Source organism: Comamonas sp. MYb21 (assembly GCF_037479395.1).
In the GTDB taxonomy this organism is placed as follows: domain Bacteria; phylum Pseudomonadota; class Gammaproteobacteria; order Burkholderiales; family Burkholderiaceae_C; genus Comamonas.
This window is the reverse complement of record NZ_JBBGZC010000004.1, coordinates 232,774-247,318: the sequence shown is the minus strand read 5'-3', so window position 1 is coordinate 247,318 and position 14,545 is coordinate 232,774. Positions and strand designations below refer to the sequence as shown.

The 14,545-nt window shown below is 65.6% G+C and carries 10 protein-coding genes and 1 tRNA gene; 10 read left to right on the top strand and 1 reads right to left on the bottom strand.

Annotation, left to right across the window (positions count from 1 at the left end; genetic code table 11):
- Positions 1 to 101 precede the first annotated feature (101 nt).
- From WH367_RS07820 to WH367_RS07800, 5 genes are read left to right on the top strand one after another with little or no spacing between them, the layout of a single operon-like run.
- Positions 102 to 2,240, top strand: a complete 2,139-nt coding sequence (locus WH367_RS07820) for a TonB-dependent receptor (RefSeq protein ID WP_339535296.1) — start codon at positions 102 to 104, stop codon at positions 2,238 to 2,240.
- A gap of 13 nt (positions 2,241 to 2,253) precedes the next feature.
- On the top strand, positions 2,254 to 3,375 hold the full coding sequence (locus tag WH367_RS07815) for an ABC transporter substrate-binding protein (protein WP_339535294.1): 1,122 nt from the start codon (positions 2,254 to 2,256) through the stop codon (positions 3,373 to 3,375).
- Positions 3,372 to 4,478, top strand: a complete 1,107-nt coding sequence (locus WH367_RS07810) for a FecCD family ABC transporter permease (protein WP_339535292.1) — start codon at positions 3,372 to 3,374, stop codon at positions 4,476 to 4,478. The genes WH367_RS07815 and WH367_RS07810 overlap by 4 nt, the downstream gene beginning before the upstream one ends.
- Positions 4,475 to 5,266, top strand: coding sequence for an ABC transporter ATP-binding protein (locus WH367_RS07805; protein ID WP_339535290.1), 792 nt, complete (start codon positions 4,475 to 4,477; stop codon positions 5,264 to 5,266). The genes WH367_RS07810 and WH367_RS07805 overlap by 4 nt, the downstream gene beginning before the upstream one ends.
- On the top strand, positions 5,259 to 6,056 hold the full coding sequence (locus WH367_RS07800; RefSeq protein ID WP_339535289.1) for a (2Fe-2S) ferredoxin domain-containing protein: 798 nt from the start codon (positions 5,259 to 5,261) through the stop codon (positions 6,054 to 6,056). Before WH367_RS07805 ends, WH367_RS07800 begins: the two co-directional genes overlap by 8 nt.
- A gap of 10 nt (positions 6,057 to 6,066) precedes the next feature.
- Here the strand turns inward: WH367_RS07800 and WH367_RS07795 are convergent, their stop codons facing one another.
- A complete protein-coding gene (locus WH367_RS07795; RefSeq protein WP_339535287.1) occupies positions 6,067 to 6,981 on the bottom strand; it encodes a LysR family transcriptional regulator in 915 nt (304 codons plus the stop codon).
- 184 nt (positions 6,982 to 7,165) lie between these two features.
- On the opposite strand from WH367_RS07795, the gene WH367_RS07790 reads away from it, so the two are divergent.
- The 5 genes from WH367_RS07790 to WH367_RS07770 all read left to right on the top strand — a co-directional run bounded on the left by WH367_RS07790 (position 7,166) and on the right by WH367_RS07770 (position 14,545).
- Complete coding sequence (locus tag WH367_RS07790; RefSeq protein WP_021028037.1) at positions 7,166 to 8,017, top strand: alpha/beta hydrolase; 852 nt, start codon at positions 7,166 to 7,168, stop codon at positions 8,015 to 8,017.
- 216 nt (positions 8,018 to 8,233) lie between these two features.
- Positions 8,234 to 9,496: an efflux RND transporter periplasmic adaptor subunit gene (locus WH367_RS07785; protein WP_339535285.1), complete on the top strand. Its 1,263-nt coding sequence runs from the start codon at positions 8,234 to 8,236 to the stop codon at positions 9,494 to 9,496.
- Positions 9,497 to 9,520: 24 nt separating this feature from the next.
- Positions 9,521 to 12,766: an efflux RND transporter permease subunit gene (locus tag WH367_RS07780; RefSeq protein WP_339535283.1), complete on the top strand. Its 3,246-nt coding sequence runs from the start codon at positions 9,521 to 9,523 to the stop codon at positions 12,764 to 12,766.
- A 21-nt stretch (positions 12,767 to 12,787) separates the two neighbouring features.
- On the top strand, positions 12,788 to 14,308 hold the full coding sequence (locus WH367_RS07775) for an efflux transporter outer membrane subunit (protein ID WP_445228091.1): 1,521 nt from the start codon (positions 12,788 to 12,790) through the stop codon (positions 14,306 to 14,308).
- Between the two features lie 164 nt (positions 14,309 to 14,472).
- Positions 14,473 to 14,545, top strand: a tRNA-Pro gene (locus tag WH367_RS07770).

Here is a 14,545-nt window from a genome sequence, read left to right as displayed (position 1 = left end):
TGTCTGCGGGGTGTGGACGGCGGTTCTTCGCGCGACCCCGTCCTGGGGGTGACCGCGTGCAGTGCAGCCCCCGCATCAGGCAGTTAGCGCCTTTTGTTCAAATGACTGCAGTTCCTTTTCCGAAAAACCGGCTCCTGGCTGCCCAGCGGCTCTCTTCCTCCCTGCGCCTCGTTGGCAGCTCCTGTGTTCTGTGCCTGCCCGCCTTGGGCATCGCAGTGGCCCATGCCCAAGAAGCCTCACTGCCCGAAGTGCTGGTGAGCGACCAGCGCAGCGAGCCCAATGCGCTCCAGCTGCCTTCGACCTCGGCCAGCAAGCTGGCCGTGCCGCTGCAGGACCTGCCCGCCAGTGTCAGCTCGGTCTCGGCCGTGCAGGTGCAAGAGCGTGCCGACTACGAGGTGGTCGATGCCGTGGGCCGCAGCGTGGGCCTGAGCGCCAATGGCACCCCTGGCAATGGCGGGCTGTCGTTCTCCAGCCGGGGCTTTACCGGTGTGAACTCGGTCGGCGTGGCCGAAGACGGGCTGAGCCTGGGGGTTGCAGCCGGCACCGTGGCCTATCCCAATTCCAGCTGGGGCTATGAGCGCTTTGATGTGCTGCGTGGCCCCGCATCGCTGATGTACGGCAGCGGCACGATGGGCGCCACGGTAAACGCGGTGCGCAAGGAACCCAGCCGCACTAGCTCGTCCGAAGTCTTGCTGGGCGCCGGCTCCCACGGCACGGCCCGTGCAGGCCTGGGCAGCACCGGCGCGCTGAGCGACAGCCTGAGCTACCGCCTGGATGTTTATGGTGACCGCAGCGATGGCGAGCGCCAACTGGGCAACAGCGACAGCAAGAAGATCATGAGCGCCATCCGCTGGCAGGCGAGCAGCGATCTGCGCCTGGACCTGACGGCCGATGTCAGCGACCAAAGGCCCGAGCGCTACTTTGGCACCCCGGTGGTCGATGGCAAGCCGGTGGCGGCGCTGCGCGACCGCAATTTCAACTTTCTTGACAGCGACATCCACTACAAGGACCAGCGCTACAAATTGAAGGCCGAGTGGAATGTGAGCGAGGCACTGGTGCTGCGCAACGAGACCTACCATATGAAGGCCGACCGCCACTGGAAGAACATCGAAGGCTATGACTACGATGCCAGCACGCGCATGGTCCACCGCTACGACTACCTGGAGATCGGCCACGATTTGGAGCAAAGCGGCAACCGCCTGGGCGCCGTTTTCAAGCCCGGCCAGCATGAGATTGCGATGGGCTGGGATGTGTCGCAGGCCAAGTTCACTGCGCTCAACAGCTCACCCTATACCGGTGAATCCGATGTGCCGCTGACTGGTGGCACCAGTGGCTACTGGGACAGCCCGGACCCTTACAAGCCGCGCATGACCTCGCGCATCCGCCAAAACGCCTTTTACCTGGAAGACGCCTGGAAGCTGGGCGAGCAGTGGCTGCTGATGGCCGGCCTGCGCCGTGACCTGTATGACTTTGACCGCATGGACCTGCTGAGCCAGGCCCGCTTTGACAAGACCTTGGGCGGCACCTCCTGGCGCCTGGGCCTCACGCACAAGCTGGACCAGAACACCAGCCTCTATGCCCAGGTCAGCACCGGCCATGACCCCGTCAACAGCCTGCTGTCGCTGACCCAGTCGCAAACCGGCTTTACATTGAGCAAAGGCCGCCAGGTGGAAGTGGGCATCAAGCAGCAGCTGCCCAATGGCCAGGGCGAATGGACCCTGGCGGTCTTTGATATCCGCAAGAAAGACATCATCACCCGCGATCCGGACCGCCCAGCGCTGTCGATCCAGGGCGGCAAGCAGTCCTCCAAGGGGATCGAGCTGGCAGGCAGCTGGCGGGCCACCAAGGCCTGGCGCTTTGAGGGTAACCTGGGCTATGCGGATGCCCAGTTCGACGAGCTGCTCGAAGGCGCCACTGCCATTGACCGCGCCGGCAACCAGCCGGCCAATGTACCGCGCTACACGGCCAATGCCTGGGCCCATTACCAAACGGGTGACTGGCGTGCATCGCTGGGCCTGCGCCATGTTGCCAGCCGCTACACGAGCAATGCCAATACCGCGCAGCTGCCCGCCTACACGGTGGCCGATGCGGTGCTGGGCTGGAACCTCAACCGCAGCACCACCTTGAACCTCATTGGCCGTAACCTGACCAACAAGCGCTATGCTGCATCGTCCTACGGCTCGCAATGGCTGATGGGCAACGCCCGCAGCTTTGAGCTGATGGCCCATCTGCGTTTCTAAGCAAGGGAGAGGCATGAGCGCTAGCGCTTTCCGGCACACCCTGCGTGCCCTGGCGGCGGCCGCCGCCCTGGTGCTGGCCGGCTGTGACCAGCCGTCAGGCCAGCAGCCGCCCAGCCGCCCGAGTCAGGCAGCGGCCTTACCGATGGCCGGCGCGGCGGCAGCAGTGCCAGCAGGCGATGCCCAAGCCGCCGGCCTGCGGGCTGTGCCGCTCGTGATTGATGTCTGCGGCCAGCCCCAGCGCTATGACCGCGTGCCGCAGCGCGCCATCACGCACGATGTGAACATCACCGAGATGTTCCTGTTTCTGGGCCTGGGGCCCCGGCTGGTCGGCTACTCGGGCATACCGTCGCGCAAGGAAATCAGCCCCGAGCTGATGGCCCAGCTGGCCCAGGTGCCCAAGCTGTCGTCGCAGGACATGAACCTGGAAAACATGCTGGAGGCCCGCGCCGACTTTGTGTTTGGCGGCTGGAGCTATGGCTTTCGCCCCGGCGGGGTCACGCCCGAGCTGCTGGCCCAGCATGGCGTAGCCAGCTATGTGCTGTCCGAGTCCTGCATCCACGTGCAAAAGCGCGAGCGTGTGGCGCTGGGCGATACCTTGGAGGACCTGCGCAATGTGGCGCGTATCTTTGACATCGAGCCCCAGGCGCAGCCGCAGATCGCCAAGCTGCAGGCCTCGATCGACCAGCTGGCCGCACAGATGCAAGGCAACACCCAGCAACCACGCGTCTTTGTTTTTGACAGTGGCGAGAAGATCCCCACGACCGTGGGCGGCTTTGGCATGCCCCAGGCCATGATCGATGCGGCCGGCGGCAGCAATATCTTTGCCGACATCGCCAGCAACTGGCCCAAGGGCAACTGGGAGGATGTGATCACCCGCGACCCCGAGTGGATCATCATCATCGACTACGGCCGGCCCAGCGCCCAGGGCAAGATCGATTTTCTGCGCGCCAAGCCGGAGCTGGCAGGGGTGTCGGCCATCCGCGAGCAGCGCTTTTTCGTTATCAGCTATGCCGAGGCCACGCCAGGGCCGCGCAACGTGAATGTGGCGCAGCGCCTGGCTGCTGCCTTGCACCCGGATCGCCACATCACCGTAGATCCGGTTCCCTGGCTGCCTGCGGCGGAGTCCAAACAGTGAGCCATGCGCCCGGCTGCGACGGCCAGCATGAACGCCAGCGGCGCAAGCCCTGGTCTTTGGCGCTGTGCCTGTTGCTGCTGATGGTTTTGCTGCTGGCCAGCGGCCTGGCTGCCGTCACCTGGGGCTCGGCATCGCTGCACGCGTCAACGGTGTGGTCCGTCGTCAGCCAGCAATTGCTGGGCGGCGGCTGGCAGGCCGATGCAGGGCAGGGTGGCATCAGCCTGCAGCACTACCAGATTGTCTGGATGGTTCGCATGCCCCGGGTGCTGCTGGCAGCGCTGGTGGGCGCCGGCTTGGCCGTAGTCGGCGTGGTGATGCAGGCGATGGTGCGCAACCCGCTGGCCGATCCTTATATGTTGGGTGTGTCCTCTGGCGCATCAGTGGGCGCCGTCTCGGTGCTGGCCTATGGCAGTCTGGCGATGGCCGGCATCTACGCGATCACCGCAGGCGCCTTTATCGGCGCACTGCTGGCCACGGCCCTGGTCTATGCGCTGGCCCAGCAGCAAGGGCGCCTGCATGCGACCCGGCTGATCCTGAGCGGCGTGGCCATTGGCTACATGCTGATGGGGGTCACCAGCCTGATCACCTTGACGGCAGGCCAGCGCGAGCTGGCCAATGCCTTGCTGACCTGGACTTTGGGCAGCCTGGCCGCCACCCAGTGGAGCGCCCTGGGCCTGCCCGCTGCCGTGCTGGGCCTGGGCCTGCTGTGGTTGCTGCTCTGCGCCCGCCAGCTCAACGCCTTGCTGATCGGCGACGAGGGCGCTGCCACCTTGGGGCTAAACACCGCCAGCCTGCGCCTGCAATTGTTCGTGGTGGTGTCCTTGCTGACGGGCACCATGGTGGCGGTGAGCGGTGCCATCGGCTTTGTCGGCTTGGTCATTCCCCATATCACGCGCATGCTGGTGGGCAGTGACCACCGCCGCGTGCTGCCCGTCAGCGCCTTGATGGGGGCGAGCTTTCTGGTGCTGGTCGATCTGACCGCGCGCACCTGGTTTTCGCCCAGCGAGCTGCCGGTGGGCGTCATCACCTCGCTGATAGGCGGGCCCTTCTTTATCTGGATGCTGTGGCGCCGCACCAGTGCGATGCCGGGAGGCAGCGCATGATGCTGACGGCCAGCAACCTGTCCTGGACCGCCGGCCACGGCGCCCAGGCCACGCAGATCGTGCGCCAGGCCAGCCTGCAGGTAGCGCAGGGCGAATGTGTCGGCCTGGTGGGCCCCAATGGCTGCGGCAAATCGACCTTGATGCGCATGCTCTACCGCGTGCTGCAGCCCCAGGCTGGTGGCCACATACAGCTGCAAGGCCGCGACATCTGGCAGATGAGCGCCCGGCAGTTTGCGCAGCAGGCGGCCGTGCTGGGCCAGGAGTCTGGCCTGGGCTTTGACTGCACGGTGCAGGAGCTGGTGATGATGGGCCGCTTTCCGCACCAGTCGCGCTGGGCGCGCGACAGCGCCGAGGACAAGGCCATCGTCAGCGCCTGCCTGGCGCAGGTGCGGGCCAGCAACCTGGCTGACCATCCGCTGTCATCGCTCTCGGGCGGCGAGCGCCAAAGGGTGCTGCTGGCCCGTGCGCTGGCCCAGCAGCCCCAGCTTTTGTTTCTGGACGAGCCCACCAACCACCTGGATATCCAGTTCCAGCTGGAGCTGCTCAGCCTGGTGCGTGCCTCGGGCTGCACCGTGCTGATCGTGGTGCATGACCTGAACCTGGCCGCGCAGTTCTGCGACCGCCTCTATGTGATGCAAGCCGGCGCGATCGAGGCAGAAGGCAGGCCCGAGCAGGTGCTGACGCCGCAGACCATTGCGCGCGTGTTCCAGGTCGATTCCCTGGTGGACCGCCATCCGCGCCTGGACAAGCCGCGCGTAAGCTACTGGATGGACAGACCCCATGGCTAAAAAACCCGATGCCTTGTTGCTGCTGGGCCGGGGCGGCCTGGGGTCTGCCGCCAAGAACGAATTGCAGGCCTTGCTGCAGGCCTGCCAGCAGGCAGACCCGGGCCTGCCCATGCAGCTGGCCTTTGTGGACCGCAACCAGCCAGCCTTGCCCGAGGCGCTGAACAGCCTGCGCGCCGCGCTTGCGCCCGCCGATCTGGCGCAGCAGACCATCGTCATCCAGCCGACTATGGTGCCCGATGAGCCCGCGCTGCGGCGCTGGCTGCAAAAGGTCGCCAGGCGCTGGCTGGCCAGCCAGCCTGAGCATGCCCGGCCCCTGCTGGTATTTGCGCAGCCGCTGCTGCAGTGGGATGGCCTGGTGCCCGCCTTGCTGAACCACCTGGCGCTGGCCACGGCACAGCCTGATGTGGTGGCCGAGGAGGGCGAAGAGGGCTGGCAAACCGACCCCGTGGCCTGGAGCACGGTGCCCGCCCACCAGCGCCATGTGCTGTGGTGCATGGGGCCGCGCTGCGTGGCCAAAGGGGCTGCAGCGCTGTGGCCCCGGCTCAGCCAGGCGGTGCAGGCCAGTGCGCACCTCAAGCAGCAGCTGCAGCTGCTGCAGACCAGCTGCCAGTACCCCTGCAACCAGGGGCCGCTGATGATTGTCTATCCCGAAGGCGTCTGGTACGGCCATCTGGATGAAGACAGCCTGGTGCCGGTGCTCAAAAGCCATATCGAAGGCAGCGAAGCCTGTGCGGCGCACCGGGTGCATACGCTCCGGGTGCCTCCACCCGGCAGCGATCCAGACCATTGAGCGCAGTGCGCTATTTGCACTGCAGCAGCGGATCGGCCGCAAAAATCTCCACCACCCAATCGACAAAGGCCCGCACCTTGGCACTCAAATGGGAGTTGGGCGGGTAGACCACATAGACCGGCAGCAGGGGCTGGGTCCATTCCGGCAGGATCTGCACCAGCTCACCGTTCTTCAGGAACTCGCGCGCTTGGTAGCTGGTGATCTGGCCCACGCCCTGGCCGGTGAGCAAGCTGGTGGTATAGGCATTGGCCTCGTTGACGGCCAGGGTCGAGGGATTGGCGATCTCGATGATCTCGCCATTGTGCTGGAACTCCAGCGGGTAGCGGCGCTGGGCCACTGGCGAGAAGAAGATCACACTGTTGTGGCCGTTTTCCAGATCGCGCGGATGCTGGGGCGTGCCGTGGCGCTGCAGGTAGGCGGGCGAGGCCATGGTCAAGAACTCCAGGTTGCCCACGCGGCGCGCCACCAGCGACTGGTCGCTCAGCTCGCCGCCCCGGATCACGCAGTCCACATTGTCGGCAATCAGGTCCACGGTGCGGTCGGTCACGCCCAGGTCGATCTGGATATCGGGGTAGCGCGCCTGGAAGGACGCCAACTGCGGAATGATCAGCATCCGGGCGATGGAGGTGCCGACATCGACACGCAGGCGGCCGCGCGGCGTGGCGCGCACCTGGCTCATGCTGGCTTCGAGCTCATCGAAATCGCTCAGCAGCCGCACCGCACGGTCGTAGTAGGCAGCGCCGTCGGTGGTGACAGTCACGCGGCGGGTGGTGCGGTTGAGCAGTTTCACCCGCAGCCGGTCTTCCAGCGCCTGCACATGCTTGGTCACACTGGCCTTGGGCAGCTGCAGCGAGGTGGCTGCGAGCGTGAATGTGCCCGACTCCACGACCCGCGCGAACACCCGCATTGCCTGTATCTGATCCATCTGCCTCTCCTTGCACTGTGCTTGCACTGTCGCGCACGCGCGCGCCAAAGTAGGTGGATTCTCACACGCCAAAGATCATGCCATTGTTCCTGATTTGGAAATAGTGCGGCCATAATTTGCGGATTGATCGGTTGCAGCAACGCAACTACATTTACCCCATGCCTACTTTCCACCGGGCTAGCTTATGTCTGACACCACCGTAAAAACCCGTTCACCGGCTCCTGACTTCATCGACACCGTCGCTCCGACGGCGTCGGGCGAGTCCGTGGCCGTGCGCCTGTACGGTAGCAAAGGCAAGTCGGGCGAGCCTTCGCCCTTGGTGCTGCATTTTCATGGCGGCGCTTTTGTTGAAGGCGATCTCGACAGTGGCTGCACCGTAGCGGGTCTGCTGGCCTCAGCAGGTGCCCGTGTGGTGTCGGTGGCGTACCCGCTCTCACCTGAGCATCCATTTCCGCGTCCATTGGAGATCGGATATGAAATGCTCCAGTGGAGCTACAAACATCGCACACGCCTTGCCGGCAAAGGTGCGCCGATGTATGTGGCTGGTGAGGAGGCGGGCGCCAACCTGGCTGCCGGCGTGTGTCTGATGGCGCGTGATCAACGCCATCCGCCGCTGGCAGGGCAGATCCTGCTCTCACCCATGCTCAATCCCTGCGCCGGCACGGCATCGCTTCGCGCTGCCAATGGCGATGCGACGGAATGCAAATGGGCTGAGGGCTGGAGCAAGTTCCTGGGCTGCACCTATGACGGCATCCATCCCTACGCCGTGCCTGCGATGGCACAGCGCCTGGCTGGGCTGCCGGCAACGCTCATCATGGTGGGCGATGAAGACCCGATGCATGACGAGGCACTGGCTTATGCCAGCCGCCTGCAGGCAGCCGGTCATCTGGTGCAGCAGCATGTATTCAAGGTCGCGCAACAGTGGCCCGATGCATTGCTCGAGCCCCGTGCTCCCGAGCCCTGTCCCTGTGCCGGGGCAGTGCTGGAACAACTGGCACTTTTCTTCGAGACATCCCGATGTCGGGCGCAAGCCTGATCCCCTGAACGAAGCGCAAGGCAAGAGCTGCGCCACTCTCCGGTAAAGCCCGGGGAGCGGCGGCGGGCGGCTGCGCCTTCACCACCCTTTAAAAACGCTTTCTCGCAACGCATTGCCGGATGGGCAAGGATTTTCTGTCGGCTTTTGTAGCCGCAGGGGCATGCCGTTGCCGCAAGAAACCTCAAAAACGATTCACGCACACATCAGGACTTGGCCATGAGCAACAACAAAACTTCGACTTCTCCTCAACGCCGCTGGTGGACGGCCATCGGTCTGGCAGCTGCCGTGGTGGCAGCAGGCGGCACCGCGCTGGGCCTGCAAAGCTCGCACGCCAGCGCACCGGCCGAGGCCGCAGCGCCGCCCGCCATGCCCGTATCCGTCGCCCAGGTGCTGCAGCAGGACGTGCAGCTGTGGGACGAATTCTCCGGCCGGCTCGAAGCCGTGCAGCGCGTCGATGTGCGCCCCCGTGTGGCCGGCGCGCTGCAGGCGGTGCACTTCAAGGAAGGCGCCCTGGTCAAGGCGGGTGATCTGCTTTTCACGGTGGACCCGGCCCCTTATGCCGCCGAAGTTGACCGTGCCGAAGCCCAGGTGGTGGCCGCCAAGGCGCGCATGGGCTATTCGCAAAGCGAAGCCGAGCGTGCTGCCCGTCTGTGGGAAGAGCGCGCCATTGCGCAAAAGGAACTGGACGAGCGCACCAACGCCCGCCGCGAAGCAGACGCCAACCTGCGCGCCGCCCAGGCCGCACTGCAGACGGCCAAGCTCAACCTGGGCTACACCCAGGTGCGCGCGCCCGTGGCCGGCAAGGTGGGCCGCATCGATGTGACCGTGGGCAACCTGGTCAGCGCCGGTGCCGGCGCGCCAGTGCTGACGACCTTGGTCTCCGTCAACCCCATGTACGCCAGCTTTGATGCCGACGAGCAGATCGTGACCAATGCGCTGCAAGGCCTGCGCCAGGGCAAGAGCGCGCGTGCGCTGATCGAGAGCATTCCCGTGCAGATGGGGGTGGGCACCAGCGGCGCTACGCCCTACAACGGCCACCTGCAACTGATTGACAACCAGGTCGATGCGCGCAGCGGCACCGTGCGGGTACGTGCGGTGTTTGACAACGCCGATGGCGCGCTGATGGCCGGCCAGTTTGCCCGCGTGCGCATGGGCCAGCCCCACAGCCAGCAGGCGCTGCTGATCAATGAGCGCGCCGTGGGCACGGACCAGAGCAAGAAGTTTGTACTGGTGGTGGGCGAGGGCAACAAGGCCGAGTACCGCGAAGTGCAGCTGGGCGCGCCGTTTGAAGGCCTGCGCCTGGTGACCTCGGGCCTCAAGGCCGGCGAGCGCATTGTGGTCAACGGCCTGCAGCGCGTGCGGCCCGGCGCCGTGGTGGCGCCGCAGGATGTGCCCATGTCCAGCAAGTCCGAGCTCAAACCCGAGCTCAAGGGCGATGCGCAGCAGGCAGCCAACGATGGCTCCAAGCCCGCCGCCTAAACCGATAACAAAAAAGCCAAGCGTATGAATTTATCCCGATTTTTCATCGACCGCCCGATCTTTGCGGGTGTGCTGTCGCTGCTGATCTTTCTGGCAGGGCTGATTGCCATGCGGGCCTTGCCCATCTCGGAGTACCCCGAGGTGGTGCCGCCCTCGGTGGTGGTGCGCGCCCAGTACCCCGGCGCCAACCCCAAGGTGATCGCCGAAACCGTGGCCACGCCCCTCGAAGAATCCATCAACGGTGTCGAAGGCATGCTCTACATGGGCAGCCAGGCCACCACCGATGGTGTGATGACCCTGACCGTGACCTTCAAGCTGGGCACCGACCCGGACAAGGCCCAGCAGCTGGTGCAGAACCGCGTCTCGCAAGCCGAGCCGCGCCTGCCCGAAGAAGTGCGGCGCCTGGGCGTGACGACAGTCAAGAGTTCGCCCGACATCACCATGGTCGTGCACATGGTCTCGCCCAATGGTCGCTATGACATCGACTACCTGCGCAACTACGCCGTGCTCAACGTCAAGGACCGCCTCGCGCGCATCCAGGGCGTCGGCCAGGTGCAGATCTTTGGCGGCGGCGATTACTCGATGCGCGCCTGGCTGGACCCGCAAAAGGTGGCCCAACGTGGCCTGTCGGCCAGTGATGTGGTGGCTGCCATCCGCGGCCAGAACGTGCAAGCCGCTGCCGGCGTCGTCGGTGCATCGCCCGGTCTGCCTGGCGTGGACACCCAGCTGTCGATCAATGCCCAGGGGCGCCTGTCCAGCACTGAAGAGTTTGGCGACATCATCGTCAAGACCGGCTCGGACGGTGCGGTGACGCGCCTGCGCGACATTGCCCGCCTGGAGTTGGGCGCGGCAGATTATTCGCTGCGCTCGCTGCTGAACAACGAACCGGCCGTCGGTATGGGCGTTTTCCAGGCCCCGGGCTCCAATGCGCTGGAGATCTCGGAAAACGTGCGCAACACCATGGCCGAGCTGCAAAAGAACATGCCTGAAGGCGTGGAATTCCGCATTGCCTATGACCCGACCCAGTTTGTGCGCGCCTCCATCGACTCGGTGATCCACACCCTGCTCGAAGCCATCGCGCTGGTCGTGGTCGTCGTGATTGTGTTCCTGCAGACCTGGCGCGCGTCCATCATTCCGCTGCTGGCCGTGCCGGTGTCGGTGGTGGGTACGTTTGCGGTGTTGCACCTGCTGGGCTTCTCGATCAATGCGCTCAGCCTGTTTGGATTGGTGCTGGCCATCGGTATCGTCGTCGATGATGCGATCGTCGTGGTCGAGAACGTGGAGCGCAACATTGAAGCGGGGCTAAGCCCGCGCGAAGCCACCTACCAGGCGATGCGCGAAGTCTCGGGCCCCATCATTGCGATTGCGCTGGTGCTGGTCGCGGTGTTTGTGCCACTGGCCTTTATCAGTGGCCTCACCGGCCAGTTCTACAAGCAGTTTGCGGTGACGATTGCCATCTCCACGGTGATCTCGGCCATCAACTCGCTGACCCTGTCGCCCGCGCTGGCTGCCTTGCTGCTCAAGGGCCATGACGAGCCCAAGGATGCGCTCACCCGTGGCATGGACCGGGTGCTCGGTGGCTTCTTCCGCCGCTTCAATGCCGTGTTCCACCGGGGCTCGGAAGCCTACAGTGGCGGCGTGCGCCGCGTGATCGGCCACAAGGCTGGCATGTTTGTGGTCTACCTGGCGCTGGTCGGTGCCACCTGGGGCCTGTTCCATATGGTTCCCGGCGGCTTTGTGCCGGCGCAGGACAAGCAGTACCTGGTCGGTTTTGCCCAGCTGCCCGATGGCGCAACCCTGGACCGCACCGAAGACGTGATCAAGCGCATGGGCGATATCGTCAAAGAAAACCCCAATGTGCAGGATGCCATCGCCTTCCCCGGTCTGTCGATCAATGGTTTCACCAACAGCTCGAACTCCGGCATCGTGTTTGTCTCGCTCAAGCCCTTTGCCGAGCGCACCCGCGCCGACCAAAGCGGTGGCGCCGTGGCGGGCCAGCTGAACCAGGCCTTTGGCCAGATCCAGGACGCCTTTATCGCCATGTTCCCGCCACCACCGGTGTCGGGCCTGGGCACCACGGGCGGCTTCAAGCTGCAGATCGAAGACCGGGCCTCGCTCGGCTACGAAGCGATGGACGGCGCGGTCAAGGCCTTCATGGCCAAGGCCTACCAGACGCCGGAACTGACCGGCATCTTCTCGAGCTGGCAGGTCAATGTGCCGCAGCTCTATGCTGATATCGACCGCACCAAGGCGCGCCAGCTGGGTGTGCCGGTGACCGATATTTTCGAGACGCTGCAGATCTACCTGGGTAGCCTGTACGCCAATGACTTCAACAAGTTCGGCCGCACCTACAGTGTGCGGGTGCAGGCGGATGCGGGCTTCCGTGCCCGTGCCGAAGATGTGGGCGCGTTGAAGGTGCGCTCGACCACCGGCGAGATGGTGCCGCTGTCCGCGCTGATGAAGCTCGAACCCAGCTTTGGCCCCGAGCGTGCGATGCGCTACAACGGCTTCCTGTCGGCCGACGTCAATGGCGGCCCAGCCCCCGGTTTCTCGTCGGGCCAGGCGCGCGAAGCGGTGGAGCGCATTGCTCGCGAGACCTTGCCGCAGGGCATTGGCTTTGAATGGACAGAGCTGACCTACCAGGAAATCCTGGCGGGCAACTCGGCGGCGCTGGTCTTCCCGCTGGCGATACTGCTGGTCTTCCTGGTGCTGGCCGCGCAGTATGAAAGCCTGACCCTGCCTTTGGCGATTGTGCTGATCGTGCCGATGGGCCTGCTCGCTGCGATGACGGGTGTCTGGCTCTCGCATGGCGACAACAACGTGTTCACCCAGATCGGCTTAGTGGTGCTGGTGGGGCTATCGGCGAAGAACGCGATCTTGATTGTGGAGTTTGCCCGTGAACTCGAATTTGCCGGACGCTCTCCCATCCAGGCCGCGATCGAGGCCAGCCGCCTGCGTCTGCGTCCCATCCTGATGACCTCGATGGCCTTCATCATGGGTGTGCTGCCCCTGGTGCTGTCCAAGGGTGCCGGCGCCGAGATGCGCAGCGCCATGGGTGTGGCGGTGTTTGCCGGGATGATTGGTGTGACCGCCTTTGGTCTCTTCCTGACCCCCGTGTTCTATGTGCTGCTGCGCAAGCTGGCAGGCAACCGCCCGCTCAAGCAACACGGCGCCCATGTGGCCCCGATCACGGCGCCCGTGCCAGCCCCCGTGCATGGCGCAGGCTCGGGCCAACCCATCTTGGCCGCGGCGCGCGGACATGACGAATAAGAGAAGAACAACATGCAAAAAATGACCATGTTTACCCATGCCAACGCCGGGCGTGGCCCGGTGGGCCAAAGCCTGCGCCGCGCGCTGGCCCCGCTGCGCTTGAAACTGCTCACGCCGCTGGCAGCGGCCCTGCTGCTGGCCGGTTGCGCCACCGCGCTGCCGCCTGCTGTGCAAAACGCTGGCGTGCCGGTGCCCGCCGCCTTCAGCACGCCGCAGGACCAGGCCTCCTGGACCACGGCCGCCCCGGCCGAGGCCCAGCCCCGGGGCGCCTGGTGGCTGGCCTTTGGCGATGCCGAACTCACCCAGCTGGTCGAGCGCGCAGCGGACGCCAACACCGATGTGCAAACGGCCGCAGCCCGCTTGGCAGAGGCCCGGGCGCTGCTGCGCTCGGCCGATGCCCAGCGCATGCCACAAGTAGGCGTAGGCGGCGGCGCGGCGCGCCAGGCCGGTGCCAACACCAGCAACGGCCTGCAGCCGGCAACCCTGGTGACGGCCGGGCTCAACCTGTCCTACGAGGTCGATCTGTTTGGCCGTCTGTCGCAGGCCAGCCAGGCCGCGCAGCTCGATGCCGAAGCGCGCGCTGCCTTGCTGCAAAGCACGCGGCTGATGGTGCAGTCCGATGTGGCGCAGACCTATCTGCAGCTGCGCGCGCTGCAAACCGAGCAGCAGCTGGTTCAGCAAAGCCTGTCCGCCTACCGCGACACCTTGCGCTTGATCCAGCGCCGCTTTGACGCGGGCGATGCCGCCGAGCTGGACGTGGTGCGCATGCAAAGCGAGGTGTCGGCGACCGAATCGGAGGCGCTGGCCTTGCAACGCCAGCAGGCGACCTTGAGCAATGCGCTGGCGGTGCTGGTCGGCGAAGTTGCGACTGGCTTTACGCTGCCCGCCGCCCAGGGCGAGGTGCGCTTGCCGGTGATCCCGGCGGGTGTGCCCGGCACCGTGCTGGCCCGCCGGCCAGATGTGTCGGCCGCGCAAGCCAGTGTGCTGGCAGCCCAGGCCCGCGTGGGCGTGGCGCAAGCGGCCTGGTTTCCGGCGATCACCTTGACGGGCAATGGCGGCTTTGCCTCGCCCGACCTGGGCGACCTGTTCAAATGGTCGGCCCGCTCCTGGGGCCTGGGCGCACTGCTGTCGCTGCCGCTGTTTGACGGCGGCCAGCGCGAGGCGCAGGAAGAGGGCGCTAAAGCCAGGCTGGAGGCCGCAGTGGCCGCCCAACGCGGCCAGGTGCTGGGCGCCTTTCGCGAGGTGGAAGACCAGTTGAGCAGCCTGCGCCTGCTGCAAGGCCAGGCCAGCGTGCTGGGCCAGGCCGTGCAATCGGCCGAGCGTGCCACCCACCTCTCCGATGTGCGCTACCGCAACGGCCTGGTCAGCCAGCTGGAGCTGCTCGACGCCCGCCGCAACGAGCTGCGCAACCGCCGCCAGGCGCTGCAGGTGCGCACCGCCCAGTACACGGCCACCATTGCGCTGATTCGCGCACTGGGCGGCAGCTGGGACAGCGCGCCACTGGCTGCGAACGGCGCGGCCAGCGCCAAGGCAGCAGGCTAAGCGGCTGTCGCCACCGGCCAGCAGCCGGGCTGCGTTGCCGCAGCGCGGCTGGGGCCTGTGGCGCAAATCGCACGGCCTGACACCCAGCTTGTGCAGCGCGACGAGAAGATCAGTTCTGATTTCTCCAAACGCGCTCAAAAATCGGGTTACAATAGATGCTTAGTCGGAGCGTAGCGCAGCCTGGTAGCGCATCTGCTTTGGGAGCAGAGGGTCGTGAGTTCGAATCCCACCGCTCCG

Bases quoted from the DNA above. Each gene is read 5' to 3' on its own strand.
- WH367_RS07820 (WP_339535296.1), top strand. From the start codon at position 102: ATGACTGCAGTTCCTTTTCCGAAAAACCGGCTCCTGGCTGCCCAGCGG.
- WH367_RS07815 (WP_339535294.1), top strand. From the start codon at position 2,254: ATGAGCGCTAGCGCTTTCCGGCACACCCTGCGTGCCCTGGCGGCGGCC.
- WH367_RS07805 (WP_339535290.1), top strand. From the start codon at position 4,475: ATGATGCTGACGGCCAGCAACCTGTCCTGGACCGCCGGCCACGGCGCC.
- WH367_RS07800 (WP_339535289.1), top strand. From the start codon at position 5,259: ATGGCTAAAAAACCCGATGCCTTGTTGCTGCTGGGCCGGGGCGGCCTG.
- WH367_RS07795 (WP_339535287.1), bottom strand. From the start codon at position 6,981: ATGGATCAGATACAGGCAATGCGGGTGTTCGCGCGGGTCGTGGAGTCG.
- WH367_RS07790 (WP_021028037.1), top strand. From the start codon at position 7,166: ATGTCTGACACCACCGTAAAAACCCGTTCACCGGCTCCTGACTTCATC.
- WH367_RS07785 (WP_339535285.1), top strand. From the start codon at position 8,234: ATGAGCAACAACAAAACTTCGACTTCTCCTCAACGCCGCTGGTGGACG.
- WH367_RS07780 (WP_339535283.1), top strand. From the start codon at position 9,521: ATGAATTTATCCCGATTTTTCATCGACCGCCCGATCTTTGCGGGTGTG.
- WH367_RS07775 (WP_445228091.1), top strand. From the start codon at position 12,788: ATGACCATGTTTACCCATGCCAACGCCGGGCGTGGCCCGGTGGGCCAA.